Source organism: Bartonella sp. HY038, assembly GCF_014117425.1.
In the GTDB taxonomy this organism is placed as follows: domain Bacteria; phylum Pseudomonadota; class Alphaproteobacteria; order Rhizobiales; family Rhizobiaceae; genus HY038.
Window position 1 is genome coordinate 2,904,029 of the sequence record NZ_CP059725.1, and the last position, 16,210, is coordinate 2,920,238.

14 protein-coding genes are annotated in these 16,210 nt (G+C 39.4%); 6 read left to right on the plus strand and 8 right to left on the minus strand.

Going from position 1 to position 16,210, the window contains the following annotated elements; genetic code table 11:
* Window positions 1-407: 407 nt before the first annotated feature.
* Together H3299_RS12585 and H3299_RS12590 are read left to right on the plus strand one after the other, a co-directional pair.
* Window positions 408-2,594, plus strand: coding sequence for an AAA family ATPase (locus H3299_RS12585; protein WP_182417988.1), 2,187 nt, complete (start codon window positions 408-410; stop codon window positions 2,592-2,594).
* Window positions 2,584-4,770, plus strand: coding sequence for a UvrD-helicase domain-containing protein (locus H3299_RS12590; RefSeq protein WP_182417989.1), 2,187 nt, complete (start codon window positions 2,584-2,586; stop codon window positions 4,768-4,770). Before H3299_RS12585 ends, H3299_RS12590 begins: the two co-directional genes overlap by 11 nt.
* Before the next feature lie 281 nt (window positions 4,771-5,051).
* Here the strand turns inward: H3299_RS12590 and H3299_RS12595 are convergent, their stop codons facing one another.
* Window positions 5,052-5,210 (minus strand): hypothetical protein, encoded by a 159-nt coding sequence (locus tag H3299_RS12595; RefSeq protein ID WP_182417990.1) that lies wholly within the window; start codon window positions 5,208-5,210, stop codon window positions 5,052-5,054.
* Between H3299_RS12595 and sdhC the strand changes: the two genes are divergently transcribed.
* From sdhC to H3299_RS12615, 4 genes are read left to right on the plus strand one after another with little or no spacing between them, the layout of a single operon-like run.
* Entirely contained in the window at window positions 5,209-5,634 is a 426-nt protein-coding gene (gene sdhC / locus H3299_RS12600; protein WP_182417991.1) for a succinate dehydrogenase, cytochrome b556 subunit, read from the plus strand. The genes H3299_RS12595 and sdhC overlap by 2 nt on opposite strands.
* Window positions 5,634-6,017, plus strand: a complete 384-nt coding sequence (gene sdhD / locus H3299_RS12605; protein WP_182417992.1) for a succinate dehydrogenase, hydrophobic membrane anchor protein — start codon at window positions 5,634-5,636, stop codon at window positions 6,015-6,017. Before sdhC ends, sdhD begins: the two co-directional genes overlap by 1 nt.
* Before the next feature lie 5 nt (window positions 6,018-6,022).
* Complete coding sequence (gene sdhA / locus H3299_RS12610) at window positions 6,023-7,867, plus strand: succinate dehydrogenase flavoprotein subunit (RefSeq protein WP_182417993.1); 1,845 nt, start codon at window positions 6,023-6,025, stop codon at window positions 7,865-7,867.
* Window positions 7,868-7,879: 12 nt separating this feature from the next.
* Window positions 7,880-8,659, plus strand: a complete 780-nt coding sequence (locus tag H3299_RS12615) for a succinate dehydrogenase iron-sulfur subunit (RefSeq protein WP_182417994.1) — start codon at window positions 7,880-7,882, stop codon at window positions 8,657-8,659.
* 262 nt (window positions 8,660-8,921) lie between these two features.
* Here the strand turns inward: H3299_RS12615 and H3299_RS12620 are convergent, their stop codons facing one another.
* The 7 genes from H3299_RS12620 to pstC all read right to left on the minus strand — a co-directional run bounded on the left by H3299_RS12620 (window position 8,922) and on the right by pstC (window position 16,166).
* Window positions 8,922-9,233, minus strand: coding sequence for a hypothetical protein (locus tag H3299_RS12620; RefSeq protein ID WP_182417995.1), 312 nt, complete (start codon window positions 9,231-9,233; stop codon window positions 8,922-8,924).
* Between the two features lie 373 nt (window positions 9,234-9,606).
* A complete protein-coding gene (locus H3299_RS12625; protein WP_182417996.1) occupies window positions 9,607-10,470 on the minus strand; it encodes a cell wall hydrolase in 864 nt (287 codons plus the stop codon).
* A 330-nt stretch (window positions 10,471-10,800) separates the two neighbouring features.
* Window positions 10,801-11,484 carry a phosphate regulon transcriptional regulator PhoB gene (gene phoB, locus H3299_RS12630; RefSeq protein ID WP_182417997.1) on the minus strand — a complete coding sequence of 228 codons (684 nt, stop codon included), beginning with the start codon at window positions 11,482-11,484 and terminating at the stop codon, window positions 10,801-10,803.
* 274 nt (window positions 11,485-11,758) lie between these two features.
* Window positions 11,759-12,478, minus strand: coding sequence for a phosphate signaling complex protein PhoU (gene phoU / locus H3299_RS12635; protein WP_182417998.1), 720 nt, complete (start codon window positions 12,476-12,478; stop codon window positions 11,759-11,761).
* A gap of 19 nt (window positions 12,479-12,497) precedes the next feature.
* Window positions 12,498-13,256 (minus strand): phosphate ABC transporter ATP-binding protein PstB, encoded by a 759-nt coding sequence (pstB, locus tag H3299_RS12640; RefSeq protein ID WP_182417999.1) that lies wholly within the window; start codon window positions 13,254-13,256, stop codon window positions 12,498-12,500.
* Window positions 13,257-13,386: 130 nt separating this feature from the next.
* Window positions 13,387-14,691, minus strand: a complete 1,305-nt coding sequence (gene pstA / locus H3299_RS12645; RefSeq protein WP_182418000.1) for a phosphate ABC transporter permease PstA — start codon at window positions 14,689-14,691, stop codon at window positions 13,387-13,389.
* Window positions 14,688-16,166 carry a phosphate ABC transporter permease subunit PstC gene (pstC, locus tag H3299_RS12650; protein ID WP_182418001.1) on the minus strand — a complete coding sequence of 493 codons (1,479 nt, stop codon included), beginning with the start codon at window positions 16,164-16,166 and terminating at the stop codon, window positions 14,688-14,690. The genes pstA and pstC overlap by 4 nt, the downstream gene beginning before the upstream one ends.
* Window positions 16,167-16,210 lie beyond the last annotated feature (44 nt).

Genomic DNA, 16,210 nt, shown 5'->3' on the forward strand with positions numbered 1-16,210 from the left:
CTCCTCTGCTTCTCACGATGCTGAGTGTAAGGGTAAATTTTTACTCGTGTCAAATTTAAATTTTATTCAAAGCATTTTTAAATCGGTTTAATGTAAAAAATGCATATATATTTTTTCATATTTTTGCTTTTCCGTATCCAAATTTGCGCAAAAACTATTTTATCTTGCGTATTTTCTAACAAAATTTATGTGAATCACTTTGCAATCTTGATGGGCTATTGATTGAAATCACTTCTCAATAACATATAGTCAAACTCATTATGTCGTGCAGATTAATCACGGTGACTATTCTTTTGAAGCCTATGTTTTTTTTAAAACACTATAGCTTTTCTCATTTAAAGAAAAAGAACATTGAAAGTATTTTAAAATGGTGAATAATAAAGAAGCTTAAAATTGGGGAATAAAATATGCATTTGGAAAGTTTAACAATCAAAAATTACCGAAAATTTGGCACAGAAAATAATAAGATTGAATTTGTCCACGCCTCTCTATTACATGCTTCCGAAACAAATATTGCACAATCTAGCACACTTGTTATTGGCAAAAATAATACTGGTAAAACAACAATAACCAATGCTCTATCATATTTAGCATCATCAAATTCAACGCGGCTTAAATCGAGTGACTTTAATGTCTCCTATTTAAAAGACTTAATAAAAAAATATTCGGCCTTTTATGAAACTGCAGAGCCAACGCCGCCGCAATTAGAATTTACCGTTCAAGTAGCAATTGGCCAAAATGAACAACAAAATTATATTACCCATATCGCACCATTTTTATCAATTAATGATAATTTAGATGAAGACATAACCGTTGATATTATAATTCGCTATCAAGTTAAAGATACGCAAAAGTTTAATAAAATTTTTTTTGAAAAATTATTAACGCTAAAATCAGCAACCGCAAAAGATGACGACGAAAGCAACAAAATAGATTTAGAATATCAACAATTTGAAGAATTATGTAAACTGATTGATGATGATGCAAATGAATTTGAAAGAACCTATCATAATAAAAATGGTGTAGAAGTTTCTAACTTTTTATTAAGTAATTTAATTTGCATAAAAAATATTGCAGCAAATAGAGATATGGCAGGGGCAATCCTATCAAAAAAGTTTCATGAAATATTTTTACTTTTTATAAAGAAGGAAAAAAGAGAAAATTCAAATCAAATTAAACCAGTTGACGAAGAAGTTTTAAAAATTAATAAAATAGTTAAAAACTATATTAGGGAAATCGAGAAAAAAGTACAAAACATAGTATCAAAGATTGCCAGTCAAAACCATGTTGATTTGAAATTGGAAGGAAACGTAACAACTGATGCCCTTTGGAGGGATATGATTAAATATATTTTTCGCGATGGTGAGGATTTTATACCTGAAAATCAATTTGGGCTTGGCTACATTAATCTAATCACCATTGTTGCCGAAATTATTCATTACATTGATAGTTATGAAAAAGATTCCCATCAAAGTCGCCTTAATCTTTTTATAATTGAAGAGCCTGAAGTCTTTATGCATCCACAAATGCAGGAATTTTTTATTAAACGAATTGATAATGCAGTTGCAAAAGCGCTGTCCTTTAGTGACAAAAAACCCGAATTACAATTTCAAATTATTATAACCACGCATTCGTCACATGTTGTAAATAGTAAAATCCATAGTAGCAATTCATTTAATAATATTAACTATTTAACCAATCATGGTAAATTTGCGATGTCCATTCCGCTTTGTGATACAATTATTGAAACGGAAATGGAAAGCAGTGGAAAAACAAATGATGAAAAAGAAGCTGAAAATAATTTTAAATTTTTAAAAAAGCATATTAAATATAAAGCTTCTGAACTGTTTTTTGCTGATGCTGTTATTTTTGTTGAAGGCGCAACTGAAGAGACTTATCTTCAACATTATCTTGCGCAAGATGATGAATTAAAAAAACATTATATTTCAGTTTTCCGCATTGATGGCAGCCATGCAAAAGTCTACTTGCCGCTTATCAAATTATTACAAATTCCTTGCCTCATCATCACGGATTTAGATATTACAAGAGAACGTTGGGAAAGAAGCCAAGCCACTAAAGCTGATATTGATGATGGAAAAACCAATGAATATAAACAACTTGATGATTTAACCGATCACGTAACAAGCAATGAAACACTCAAATCTTTTTTTAATGATAAAAGTGGAAAATTGCCCTATGATAACTATCATGAAGATGGAAATTTATGCGTAGTTTTTCAAAAGGATAAAATTAGCGACTATTATGCCACAAGTTTAGAAGAAGCGATTATTTTAACCAACTCAGACAATCCATTATTGCAAGAAACCTTAAAAGAAATAAAACCAAATATTTACAAAGAAATTGTTGGTGACTCTACCTCACCCTCTACCCTATTGGAGGCTCATTCATTTGAATTATATGATAAACTTCACATAAATAAAGAAAAATCGAAATTTATGGGAACTTTTTTATATAAAATATTAACAACTGAGCCAACGAAACCACCAAAGCTGCCTCAATATATTGAAGATGGGTTTAAGTGGATTAATGATAAATTAACGGTCGGCAATGGGGGAGAAAAAATTGTCAATTAATCAAAACTTACGAAACGAGCAGCAAATACAAGATGATATTTTTGCTGCAATTGATAGGTTTGAAAGCTTTTGCTTTAATGCTGGTGCTGGCGCTGGTAAAACCCACGCCTTAGTTGAAGCAATCAAACATATATTAATCAACAAACATAACATTTTAAAAAAGCACAAACAAGGCCTGCTTTGCATCACCTATACCAATGTTGCAGCCAATGAATTGAAACAGCGTTTAGGCAATTCACAATTTCTCACCATATCAACTATTCATGATGTATTATGGGATATTATTAAACGATACAATGATGAGCTTTTATTATTACATAAAGAAAAAATAGATAGCGAATTAGCGGATCTAGACAATAAAATAAATGGTTTTAAAGATGAGAAAAACTTTATTAAGTTAGCTCCCAAGATGGAAACATTCAAAAAAATTGTACTGGAAAATAGGCAACTATTCTGGGATAATGAGACTGCTAACTCAAAAGAATTTAAAGAGGTTTTTGCACAATTAATTGATCAATATGATTTTTTAAGTGATGCTTTAAAAAATGTCGCGAAATTTAAGAATTTATTCCAGGCTATTGATAAGCAACGCCGACTTATGGAAACATTAAAAAAATTAAAACTAAATAATTCTAAATTTGAAGTGAAATATGACGGCAAATCAAATTTTGATCAATTAGACAAGTTCCTTATTGGCCATGATACACTTATTGAATATAGCGAACAGCTTATTATAAAATATCCAACGCTACAGCGCATTTTAACCGATCAATTCCCATATATCTTTGTCGACGAATATCAGGACACGAATGAAAAGGTTGTTAACTTACTTGCAACACTAGATAAATCTACCATCGAAGAAAGCGCAAAAAATAAAAATTTTCTCCTTGGCTATTTTGGCGATAATAAGCAAAAAATTTATGATAATGGCATTGGTGGCAAGCTAACAAAAATACATCCAAATCTGAAAATCATTAATAAAATATATAATCGTCGATCACCTAAAATAATTATTGATATTATTAATAAAATTCGCAATGATGAAATTAAACAACAACCGATTGATCCAAGTAATACGGAAGGCGCAGTCGAGTTTTATTATTGTACGGAACACGAACGAAATAAACAAGAAAATATCGCTAATTTTATACAATTTATAAAGCAGAATTTACAAGCAAGCGCTCCCAATATTGCCTCAATAAGACAACAAATCTCTGAACCTAAAATTGATTGTCTTGTTCTAATCAACAGATTACTAGCAGAATTAGAATGTTTTAACGAAGTTTATAGTTTGATAAGCGATTCAGGTCTTATATATTTTCAAGAACTAAATACCAAGATACTATCTAGGCAAATTGATAAACTTCATCCTGCTCTTGTTATCATATATAATGTATTAAGCCTCTATAAAAAATTAAAGGATAAAAAAACAACTTACTATGATTTAATTGGACAAACAGACGTCACAGTTAAACAAGCGCAAGGCGCAGTAAAAAATTTAATGGCATTTACCGGCGAAAAACTTCGCAACTTTATTCAACATATTGCCAGTTACACAAACGGCGATGAAGTCACCCAATGTATTTTGCGCAATTTTTTTGGTGCTTCAAATATTACCAATGAAAGTTTTGGCGCATTTGAAAAATTTATTGAAAATTCAATTTACACAAAATGGAAACCATTTTCTAAAACTAAAAATAGTAACGACATGAACAATAAGATAACAGCAAAACAACAAAATGAAGAAGATAAAAAAGCTATTGAGCTCACCAAAAACCTTTTAGACCTTGATCTAAGAATATGGCTAAATTGGTTTGATTTTATTGAAGATAAGGGTAAGGAAAAAAATATCCGTTATCATACCTATCACGGGACCAAAGGTGAGCAATATGATAATGTTGTTATTATTATGGAGCATCATTTTGGAACAAAAAATAGAAATAAGTTTTTAGATTACTTTAAATCTTTAAGCTCAGATAATACGCAAGGCAATGACAAATTGCTCGATGAGGTAGCATTATCAAAACTAGAAAACACCCAAAATCTCATTTATGTAGCCTGCTCACGCGCTCGCAAAAATCTTTATATTCTTTACCTTGATGACATCGGTGAAATCAAAGAAAACATAACACATCTTTTTGCCCCCCCTCAAATCTGGAAATCAACAATTGAGTAATAGCATTAACGTATGAAACCAGAAGGAGTTAACCATCGCAACCAACAACCCAAATTGGTTATTGAGTCGTTTTTAAATAAAAAACTAAAAAACCTTCAAATTTTAATCAAGTTTTTTAAACGATTAAAACTATATTTTTACACAATTTTTTCTATTTTCTCAATCTTTTGATCGAAAAAATGCTTTCTTGCTTTGACGTGAATCAAATTCCGCATTAGAAGCAAAGCAAGCTGAGCGGCGTTTTGCGCCGTTGCCAAGCCGTACGCCCGTGAACGTGACCTTTAATCCGCTTCATCAGGCAGTCGGTCGAATGTGTGAGAATTTTTTCTTACACGGCAGAAAAAGCTGTTTTGATTCTTTAAGAATGGAAACGGATTCATTATTTTGCCGATATTGTTTTTTGCAATATCACGATCACATGTCAGGTCAGGAACGCTCATGACAGATACGACACCTTCTGGACGGCCTCTTTCACCCCACGTTCAGATTTACCGTTGGCCGATTACGATGGCAATGTCTATTGCCCATCGCGCGACAGGTGGCGCGCTTTATTTCGGCACATTTTTATTTGCTGCTTGGATTATTTCAGCATCAATGGGTGAAGTTGCTTTTGAAAAAGTTAATTGGCTCTTTGGCTCATTTTTAGGGCGCACGGTACTATTCCTTTATACTTTGGCACTTGTTCACCATCTTGTAGGTGGTGTGCGCCATTTATTCTGGGATACCAATCCTGCTCTTTTAGAGAAAAACTTAGCCATCAAAACGGCTTGGTCAACCATTGTAGTTTCAATTGTTCTGACACTCCTTATTTCCTTATTTGGATTGTCGGCTATGTTGTCTATGTTGTGCGCTAGGAGGGTGTGATGAAAGATTTTAGAACACCGCTTAATAAAAGCATTGGTCTTGGTTCCGCTAAACATGGTACTGACCATTTTTGGCGCCAACGTTTGACAGCCTTTGCAAATGTGCCGCTATTTATTTTCTTTATCATCTTGCTCATCATGTTGGTTGGTAAAGATTATGCAACCGTTATCAGCTATTTATCAAACCCGATTATTGCAGTTGTTATGGCAGTAATGGTTATTGCTGGCATTTATCATATGAAATTAGGCATGCAGGTAATTATTGAGGATTATTTCCCTAATCATTATCTCCGCGTTTTTATCCTATCGCTTAATATTTTCTTTTGTTTCATTATGGGTGCAGCCTGTCTTTTTGCGCTCGTAAAAATCGCTTTGGGAGGTTAAATTCCATGGCAAGTAATAATTCAAATGCTTCGGCAGCGCAGGATAAAAAATCCTATCAATATATCGACCACGAGTTCGATGTTATTGTTGTTGGCGCTGGTGGCTCTGGTTTGCGTGCAACCTTGGGCATGGCCGAGCAAGGTTTTAAAACCGCTTGTATTACCAAGGTGTTCCCAACCCGCTCGCATACAGTAGCCGCACAGGGCGGCATTGCCGCATCCCTATCCAATATGGGGCCTGATAACTGGCAATGGCACATGTATGACACCATCAAGGGCTCTGACTGGCTTGGCGACATGGATGCGATGGAATACCTCACCCGTCAAGCACCTGCTGCGGTTTATGAGCTTGAACATTATGGCGTGCCATTCTCGCGTACCGAAGAAGGCAAGATTTATCAACGCCCCTTTGGTGGCCACACCACTGAATTTGGTGAAGGCCCACCCGTGCAGCGTACTTGCGCGGCCGCTGACCGTACCGGCCATGCCATTTTGCATACGCTTTATGGCCAAAGCCTAAAACATAATGCGCAATTTTTCATTGAATATTTCGCACTTGATCTCATCATGACTGACGGTGTTTGTACTGGCGTTGTGGCTTGGAACCTTGATGACGGTACAATTCACCGTTTTTCTGCCAAGATGGTTGTGTTAGCAACTGGTGGATATGGCCGCGCTTATTTCTCAGCAACTTCTGCCCATACCTGTACTGGTGATGGCGGCGGCATGGTTGCACGTGCAGGTCTACCTTTGCAGGATATGGAATTTGTACAATTCCATCCAACGGGTATTTACGGCTCTGGCTGTTTGATTACTGAAGGCGCACGCGGTGAAGGTGGTTATCTCATCAACTCTGAGGGCGAGCGCTTCATGGAGCGTTATGCGCCATCTTTCAAGGATCTCGCATCGCGTGACGTTGTATCACGCTGCATGACCATTGAAATTCGCGAAGGACGCGGTGTTGGTCCAAAGAAAGACCATATTTTTCTCGTTCTTAGCCATATTGATCCAGCTATTCTTCATGAACGCTTACCTGGTATTTCTGAATCAGCCCGTATTTTCGCTGGTGTTGATCTTACCAAAGACCCAATTCCAGTATTGCCAACCGTTCACTATAATATGGGCGGTATTCCAACCAATTATTGGGGCGAAGTGTTAAATCCAACTGAAGAAGATAATGATCGCGTTCAACCAGGCCTAATGGCAGTGGGTGAAGCAGGTTGCGCTTCAGTTCATGGTGCCAATCGTCTTGGCTCTAACTCGCTTATCGATTTGGTGGTTTTTGGTCGTGCTGCCGCTTTGCGGGCTGCAAAAGTAATTGACCGCGATGGTCCAATTCCTGAGCTTAATATTGAAGCTTGTGACAAAATCATGGAACGCTTTGACCGCATTCGTTTTGCCAATGGCTCAATCCCCACAGCCGAGCTACGTGACAAGATGCAACGCGCCATGCAGGAAGATGCGGCTGTTTTCCGTCAAGAAGATTCGCTAATAAGTGGTTGCGAACGTATTTCTGCTATCTGGAAAGAATTACCAGATGTGAAAGTGACAGACCGCTCGATGATCTGGAATTCAGATTTGATGGAAACATTGGAACTTGATAATCTGATGGCCAATGCAATTTGTACCGTTTACTCGGCTGTTGCACGTAAGGAAAGCCGCGGCGCTCATGCCCGTGAGGATTTCCCAGATCGCGATGATGTCAACTGGCGTAAGCATACACTATCTCATCTTTCACCGGAAGGCGAAGTTAGTCTTTCCTATCGTGCTGTGCATGTGGATCCACTTACCCGCTATGAAGATGGTGGTATTGATCCAAAGAAAATCGCGCCTAAGAAGCGCGTTTACTAGGGGAGCAAAATTATGGTTCAAATGACCCTTCCCAAAAATTCCACGGTTAAAAAAGGCAAGGTCTGGCCAAAGCCAGAGCAAAACCAAAACCTAACGGAATTTCGTATTTATCGTTGGTCGCCAGATGATGGCGAAAATCCACGCCTTGACACTTTTTATGTGGATCGCGATTCATGCGGGCCAATGATTTTGGATGGTCTTTTATACATCAAAAATCATGTTGACCCGACTTTAACGTTACGTCGTTCTTGCCGTGAAGGTATTTGCGGTTCATGCGCCATGAATATTGATGGCTCTAACACCCTTGCTTGTATTACCGGCATGGATGAAGTTAAGCACCCAATTAAGGTCTATCCATTGCCTTCAATGCCAGTGGTTAAGGATCTTGTGCCAGATCTTAATCGTTTCTATGCCCAGCATCGTTTGATCGAGCCTTGGTTGCAAACCGTATCGCCAACACCAGAAAAAGAATGGCTACAAAGCCATGATGACCGCTTGAAACTTGATGGGCTTTATGAGTGCATTTTATGTGCTTGCTGCCAAACATCTTGCCCAAGCTATTGGTGGAATGGGGATCGTTATCTGGGGCCCTCAGTTTTATTGCAGGCCTATCGTTGGATTGCAGATTCACGCGATGAAGCAACTGGTGACCGCCTTGATAAGCTTGAAGATCCCTTCCGGCTTTATCGCTGCCATACCATTATGAACTGCACGCAAACCTGCCCTAAAGGCCTTAATCCTGCCAAGGCAATTGCCGAGATTAAGAAATTAATGGTCGAGCGTCAGCTCTAATTACACATTCTCTTATTGTTTATTAAAATGCCCTGAATGAAAATTCAGGGCATTTTCTTTGCAACAAAGTTTCTACCATTTGGAATTTACGCACAATAACGCATAGATTGCATTCAAAATACCATATGAAAATAGGGCGTTTTTGGTCAAAGGCTTTTGTTAGATTATATTTTCAGCCGAAGACAATTAGCAATCCACTGCATTAAATCCATGAGTCAACAAGTTTATCAATGGTTAAAAACAAACGCTATTATATACGAGCCTAAACTACGATTTTATGGCTGACAGCCGTTGATCCTATCAAACGCTTGCGATAAATTTCCTGGTGAAGATCAGCTTGCGCCATGCCACTACCATCTTTTGTATAAAGCCAATAGACCATGGCTCGCTTCGGCTCTTTATCTTTCAAAGATTTCGAGTTTGATAAATCTTCTTCATTCAATTTTTCTGGCGCAGAACAGGCAGAAGGGCCAGCCTTGTTAGTATTTGAAATACCGAAACTAGGTGTCAAAGATAATAGCGTTAAAGCGGCACTACCTTTTAAAACAAGTCTGCGAACCATCTTATTTTTCATGCTTACATCCTCGTCCTATATTTCTAAATCGGCGTTAGATTCGCTCATAATTATCATTATTTTCTAACTATATATTGCAATAACCGCATTTTCAGCACGCATATACAGTTCTACTATGGGATATTGAGCGCGCCACATATTAGCACGGCAATCGCTTTGCAATTTATCAAAAAACATATTCATGCATTATAATTTCGCTTAAACCTTAGCAAAAGTCGTTGAGTTGTTAGATTAATATTACAACTATCAAATGAGATGTAAAATTAATAGGCGGGCAATAGTTTATTCATTTTATCCATTATGAAAATGTTTTTAATAAATTAAAGGGCGCTTAAAGCGCCCTTTAAAAAACGATAATCATTAAATCTTAATATTATTGGTTTTGCTGTCGCAATAACATGGCACCGATGACATCAGCATGACGGGCTTCTGGAATTGCATAGCCAAGGGCAACAGTCTCTTCATGCTCGGCACGCGGCGATGGCATTGGCACGGGGACATGCTCGATAATTGCTGCAACCGCATCCTGTCGCACTGCATGAGTTTGTGATTGACTAGCGATTGGTGCAGCTTCACGCATAGCAACTTGCTGCATTGCAACAGGCTTAGCTGTTTCAATGTTCTGAGCAACTGCAATGGCTTCGCTACGGGCTTCAGCTTCTTGACGGATAATGCGATCAAATTTCGGCGCTGCGCCGTTCTTTTCCTGAGCAAAGGCTAAAGCAACATTATAAGGCTGATCATTAACTGCAAGCTGCAAATTGCCATCGCGGCCACGTTTTTCATAAAACGCATTGCCACCGGCAACCAAAGTATAATGCATATTGCGATAAGGGAATTTAAGACCAGCAGTATGGAAGAACATAGCATTCTTCAATTTTTGGTGGCGTTCACCGCGCAATACGGCATCAGCAGCAGCTTGAACATCAGGCATAGCCTTAGAATTCATTGGACGGGTCAATACGCCTGGCGCAAATTGCTTAGGCTGACCAACTACGGCACAAATGGTCTTTGGATAATGACTTGAATTAACGCGGTTCATAACCACAGTACCAACAGCAATCATGCCTTCACGGCTAGAACGGTTAGACTCAAAAAACATTGCCCGCTCTAAACAAGTGCGCTCACTTAATGGGTAAGAATAGGTCTTTTCACCACCAAGGCTTGCAATGCTCTTCCCACTATTGGAACAACCTGTAACAACAAGCGGAGCAAGCAATACTCCCACCAGTGCCATCCATTTCGCTTTAATTGAAAACCGCAATAGACTTCTCACTCTTTAATTTATCCAAGGCATAGTGCCGGATTACACAATCGTAATATATATGGCGAAAAAAAGGCAAAATGGTAATTTTGTCATAAAAAACACCAAATCAACGCAATATAATCGCTTTATACTCAATTTTGGCGTTATGTTCCTAAATAAAAGTTAATGACAGCACTGTGCTGCAAAACCAATGCTAAAACATGTTCTTATGTTTAAGAAAGAGTTAACATCCACAAATTTAATCCAATTCTATAGCAAATTATGCAATTTTAACGCAGCAAAAATTTGTTGCCCAAGCACTTATCCGAAGGAATAGCCAGTGCCACGCACTGTGCGAATAAGATCTTTTTCACCAATATTAATCGCTTTACGCAACCGGCGAATATGAACATCGACCGTACGGTCATCAACAAAATTATCATTGCCCCACACTGCATCTAATAATTGCGTTCGCGTAAAGACGCGACCAGGTGCCATCATAAAAAACTCAAGCAAGCGAAATTCTGTCGGCCCTAGTTTTACTTCAACATCTTTGAAAAAAACGCGGTGCTGTTGCCGATCAAGAGTTAAATCATTATTGGACAAAACATGCGCCAAAGTACTTGGATTAACCCGCCGCAATAATGCTTTAACGCGTGCCATTAATTCTGGTATTGAAAAAGGCTTAGTCACATAATCATCAGCGCCAACTGACAATCCACGTACACGCTCATTTTCTTCGCCGCGCGCAGTTAGCATAATAATCGGTAAATGAGCGGTTGAATCACGCTGGCGCAAGCGGCGGCATAATTCTATGCCGGATAGTCCAGGTAACATCCAATCCAGCAAAACAAGGTCAGGTCGGTTTTCCTCCAACTCGAACTCGGCGTCATCTCCCCGCATAATGACTCGCACCTTATAGCCCTCAGCTTCAAGATTGTAGCGCAATAAGATTGTTAGTGCATCTTCATCTTCAACAACCGCAACTTCTGGTACTCGCGCCATATTTTCCACGTCCCTCACAAAAAACCATGAGTGGTTAATCAAACATACAATACTCCTATGGCTGAATATAATTTTTCACAGGCATTTATGCTGTGACATGCCATAGCAATATTGCTCGTGATCCCCCTCATGGATATCACGTCTAAAAATCTAATATTTTAGGCCTATTAAGGATGAATATTCACTCCAACATTTTTAACGAGCTGATATATTCTATTGTTACCCTTAATCCTTATATGGGAAAAGTCCACTCCCCCAATATGAAACCAAAGTCTTATTTTTGTTCCAACTCTTCCGTCACCAAAGTGTGAGTTAAATCTTCGCGGTGTCGTTCATTGGTCGGATAATTGCCACTGATGATATAATGAACCGTCTCAGCGATATTGGTCGCATGATCGCCAATGCGTTCAATATTTTTGGCGCAAAATAATAAATGCGTACAAGCAGTAATATTGCGCGGATCTTCCATCATATAGGTCAACAATTCACGGAAAAGCGATGTATAGATAGCATCTAGTTCTTCATCTTTCTTGCGCACAATATCAATGCGCTCAAGCGAGCGCATGGAATAGGCATCAAGGACTTCTTTCAACTGGTTTACAGCAAGAGACGCGAAATTTTCCAAGCCACGATAAAACGAAGTTGGTTGACGATTTTCAGAAATCGCCGCAGCACGCTTGCCAATATTCTTGGCCATGTCACCAACGCGCTCCAAGTCGGCAGCAATGCGAATAGCTCCAACAACTTCACGCAAATCAATCGCCATTGGTTGGCGCTTAGCAATGATTGTCACTGCACGTTCGTCAATTTCGCGTTCAGCTTCATCAAGAATACGATCTTCTGCTACAACCTCATCAGCAAGCATTAAATCATCACGAATAATAGCATCGACCGAGCGTTCCACCATGCGTTCCGCATAGCCACCCATCTCGCCAATTCGTTGGGTTAAATACTGCAATTCTTCATCGAAAGAGCGAACAATATGCGTAGGCATGAGCTTTATCCCTTATAAATCAGCCAAAACGGCCCGTAATATAATCTTGAGTCCGTTGTTCCTTAGGCGATGTAAACATCATCTCAGTTTCACCAACCTCGACCAGATCACCCAAATGGAACATTGCAGTAAATTGCGAAACACGCGCCGCTTGCTGCATCGAATGCGTCACAATAACAATTGTATAATTTTGGCGCAAATCGTCGATGAGTTCTTCAATACGGGCGGTCGCAATCGGATCAAGCGCCGAGCATGGCTCATCCATCAAAATGACTTCGGGGCTAACAGCAATAGCACGCGCAATGCAAAGACGCTGCTGTTGGCCACCAGAAAGACCCGTTCCAGGCTCTTTCAAGCGATCTTTAACCTCTTCAAAAAGACCAGCTTTAATAAGACTTTTTTCAACGATTTCATCAAGCGCGGCTGCATTTTTAGCCAAACCATGAATACGCGGACCATAGGCCACATTTTCATAAATAGATTTTGGAAAAGGATTTGGCTTTTGGAACACCATACCAACCCTTGCGCGTAGCTCGACAACGTCAATACTAGGATCATAAATATCCTCATTATCAAGGGTCAAAAGACCTGTTACGCGTGCACCGTCAATGGTATCATTCATACGATTAAGGCAACGAAGAAATGTCGATTTACCGCAACCTGATGGCCCAATCAAGGCCGTGACCATGTTTTCAGGCACATCAAGATTTACGCCGTGTAACGCTTCCTTGTCGCCATAAAAGACCCGCACATCTTGTCCACGCATTTTGATATTCATCTTGGGCTCCATCAGCCATTTCCTTTAAAAGTCTATTTGCCATATAATTTTAGTTTATGCCGAACTGGCTAAAATTAACGTCAAAAATTCACTTTAATACCTTAAAATTTGGTTTTGTTCCAACCGCTCACTACCAACGGCGCTCAAATCTGCGGCGCAAAATAACGGCTGTTATGTTCATCAAAGTCATAAAGGCAAGCAAAACAATAATACCACCCCATGCGCGTTCTTGAAAACCACGTTCAGCTTCAGAAATCCACATGAAGATTTGTACCGGCAATGCGGTTGCAGGATCAAAAGGCGTTACCGGATAATTGGCAACAAACGCCACCATACCAATAAGCAATAATGGTGCGGTTTCACCTAAAGCGCGTGCCATGCCAATAATTGTACCCGTTAGTACTCCAGGTGCTGCCAAGGGTAGCACGTGATGGAAAACCATTTGGGTTTTTGATGCACCCACACCAAGAGCCGCTGTGCGGATAGATGGTGGAACAGCACGCAAGGCTGAACGTGTTGCAATGATGATTGTCGGCAATGTCATCAAGGTTAAAACCAAGCCGCCAACCAAAGCTGACGAACGCGGCAAGCCCCAAGCATTAATGAAAATGGCAAGACCGAGCAGACCAAAAACAATAGAGGGAACAGCAGCAAGATTATTGATGTTTACTTCAATAATATCGTTAAACTTATTTTTCCTTGCGTATTCTTCTAAATAAATCGCTGCTGCAACACCAATTGGCAATGCAAGTACCAACACAATCAGCATCATATAAAGTGAACCAATGAAAGCAACACCAAGCCCAGCCATTTCAGGACGGCTTGATGGTGGATTAATAAAGAAGCCAGTATTAAAAGCTTTATATAGCGCACCATCCTTAGCAAGTTCATTCATCCAAGCAACTTGCTGATCACTTACTTTCCGGTTTGTTTCAGGAGCTGAAAGATCAATATGGCCTTTATAGGCTTGGTCGATATCACTTGATGCTAATACTTTTACCGTTTGGGTTGAACCGATAATGCTTGGATCCTTAGTCACCATTTCACGCAATTGCACACGGACACCATCAGAAAACATCGCATTAATCTGGCGCAATTTAGCACGGTCATCCAAGGACACGCCAAGCTGTTCAGCCAATGAGTTTCTAACCAATAGCGGATAATTAGCCGTCAGCAAAACATTTGGATTGGTCGCCCGTTGATCTTTCGGATCAATAATCGCCTTATCAAGTTTGACAGATAGGATCATGGTCGTTTGCCCAAAAACCGTATAGCCATTTGATAGAATCGAGGTCATCAAAATTAAAAGAAATAATATGCCAATTGCAATTGCTGATATGCCATAGGCCTTAAAACGACGTTCGGCACGATAGCGCTTTTTTAAACCAATATCACGGCGTGGTTTTGGGGCTGCACTCATTGAGATCTCACTCATTCATATTGCTCCCGATATTTGCGCACAATGTAAAGGGCAAAAATGTTAATAACAAGGGTTATAAAAAACAGTGTAATACCGAGAGCAAAAGCAACAAGCGTTTGTGGTGAGTTAAACTCAAGGTCACCAGTTAACTGATTGACGATTTTAACCGTAATCGTAGTCATTGGCTCAAAGGGGTTTATTGAGATATTTGCCGCGACACCAGCGGCCAAAACAACAATCATCGTTTCACCAATCGCACGTGACGCTGTTAAAAGTAACGCGCCGACAATACCAGGTAAGGCGGCAGGCAAGGTCACACGTTTTATTGTTTCAGATTGAGTTGCACCTAATCCATAAGACCCATCACGCATCGCCTGCGGCACAGCATTAATAATATCATCTGATAGGGATGATACGAAGGGAATGAGCATGATACCCATCACAAGACCGGCGGTTAGCACACTTTGCGACATGATAAAGGCATGACCACCAGCAAGTGCTGCTGAAATATCACGCAAAAAAGGGCCAACTGTTAATAGGGCAAATAAACCATAAACAATTGTTGGAATACCAGCCAAAATTTCTAAAAGCGGCTTAACAACACTGCGCACCTTTGATGATGCATATTCTGACATATAAATAGCGGCAAAAAGCCCAATGGGCACCGCAAAAAGCATAGAGACAAAAGCAATGTAAAAAGTACCGGCGAGCAAAGGTAAAAGACCAAACTGGCCGATTGCATCAGATCCTGCAGCCGAAAAACGCGGATCCCAAACCGTACCCAAGAAAAAATTGCTTAACGGCACTGACTTAAAGAAAGAAATCGTTTGGAACAGCATTGAAAACACGATGCCAACTGTCGTAAAAACGGCAATAACTGATGCTAGGATTAAACCAACTAGCACCATTTTTTCAACTTTGTTTCGAGCGCGCTGTTGAGCCTTAACACCATTTAAACCATATAGAAAACCAACAATAGTTAGCAATACGGCAAAAACATCACCAAGCATAAAAAGATTTTTGGACTTTTGCGCCCAATCAACCGCCAAAGGTACCATATAATCTTGCCCTTGCTCGGCTAAAAAAATACCTTTTTCGTTAAATTTTTTGCGGATATCTTCATATGTATTGGATTTATAGGCATCTAAATCGCCGCCTGCTTTTACAAAACCATCTGCAAGATTGCGGACCATACCCATAATAAGGCTATGATTTTGTACATTTCCTGGCTGTGATGATGCAATATCGGATGATTGAGGAATTTGAGATGAAACACTTTGTTCTAGCGCGACCTTTACCCCCCCGTCCCAAACGGTTAATAAAATTAGTGATGGAACAATAGCCAATAACAGCGTCCACCACGCATAGTAATTTGGCCGCGAATGAAGCTTACCGCCGCTCCGTTCAATGGCAAGGGAGCGCGAACGACTAAGAATATATCCTAAGAGGCCTACACCCAAAATAACAATTATGACCCAAGAAATAGTCATCACTCGCCTTTCCCAAAAAAATCCGGCGCGAAAACATCTTCGCG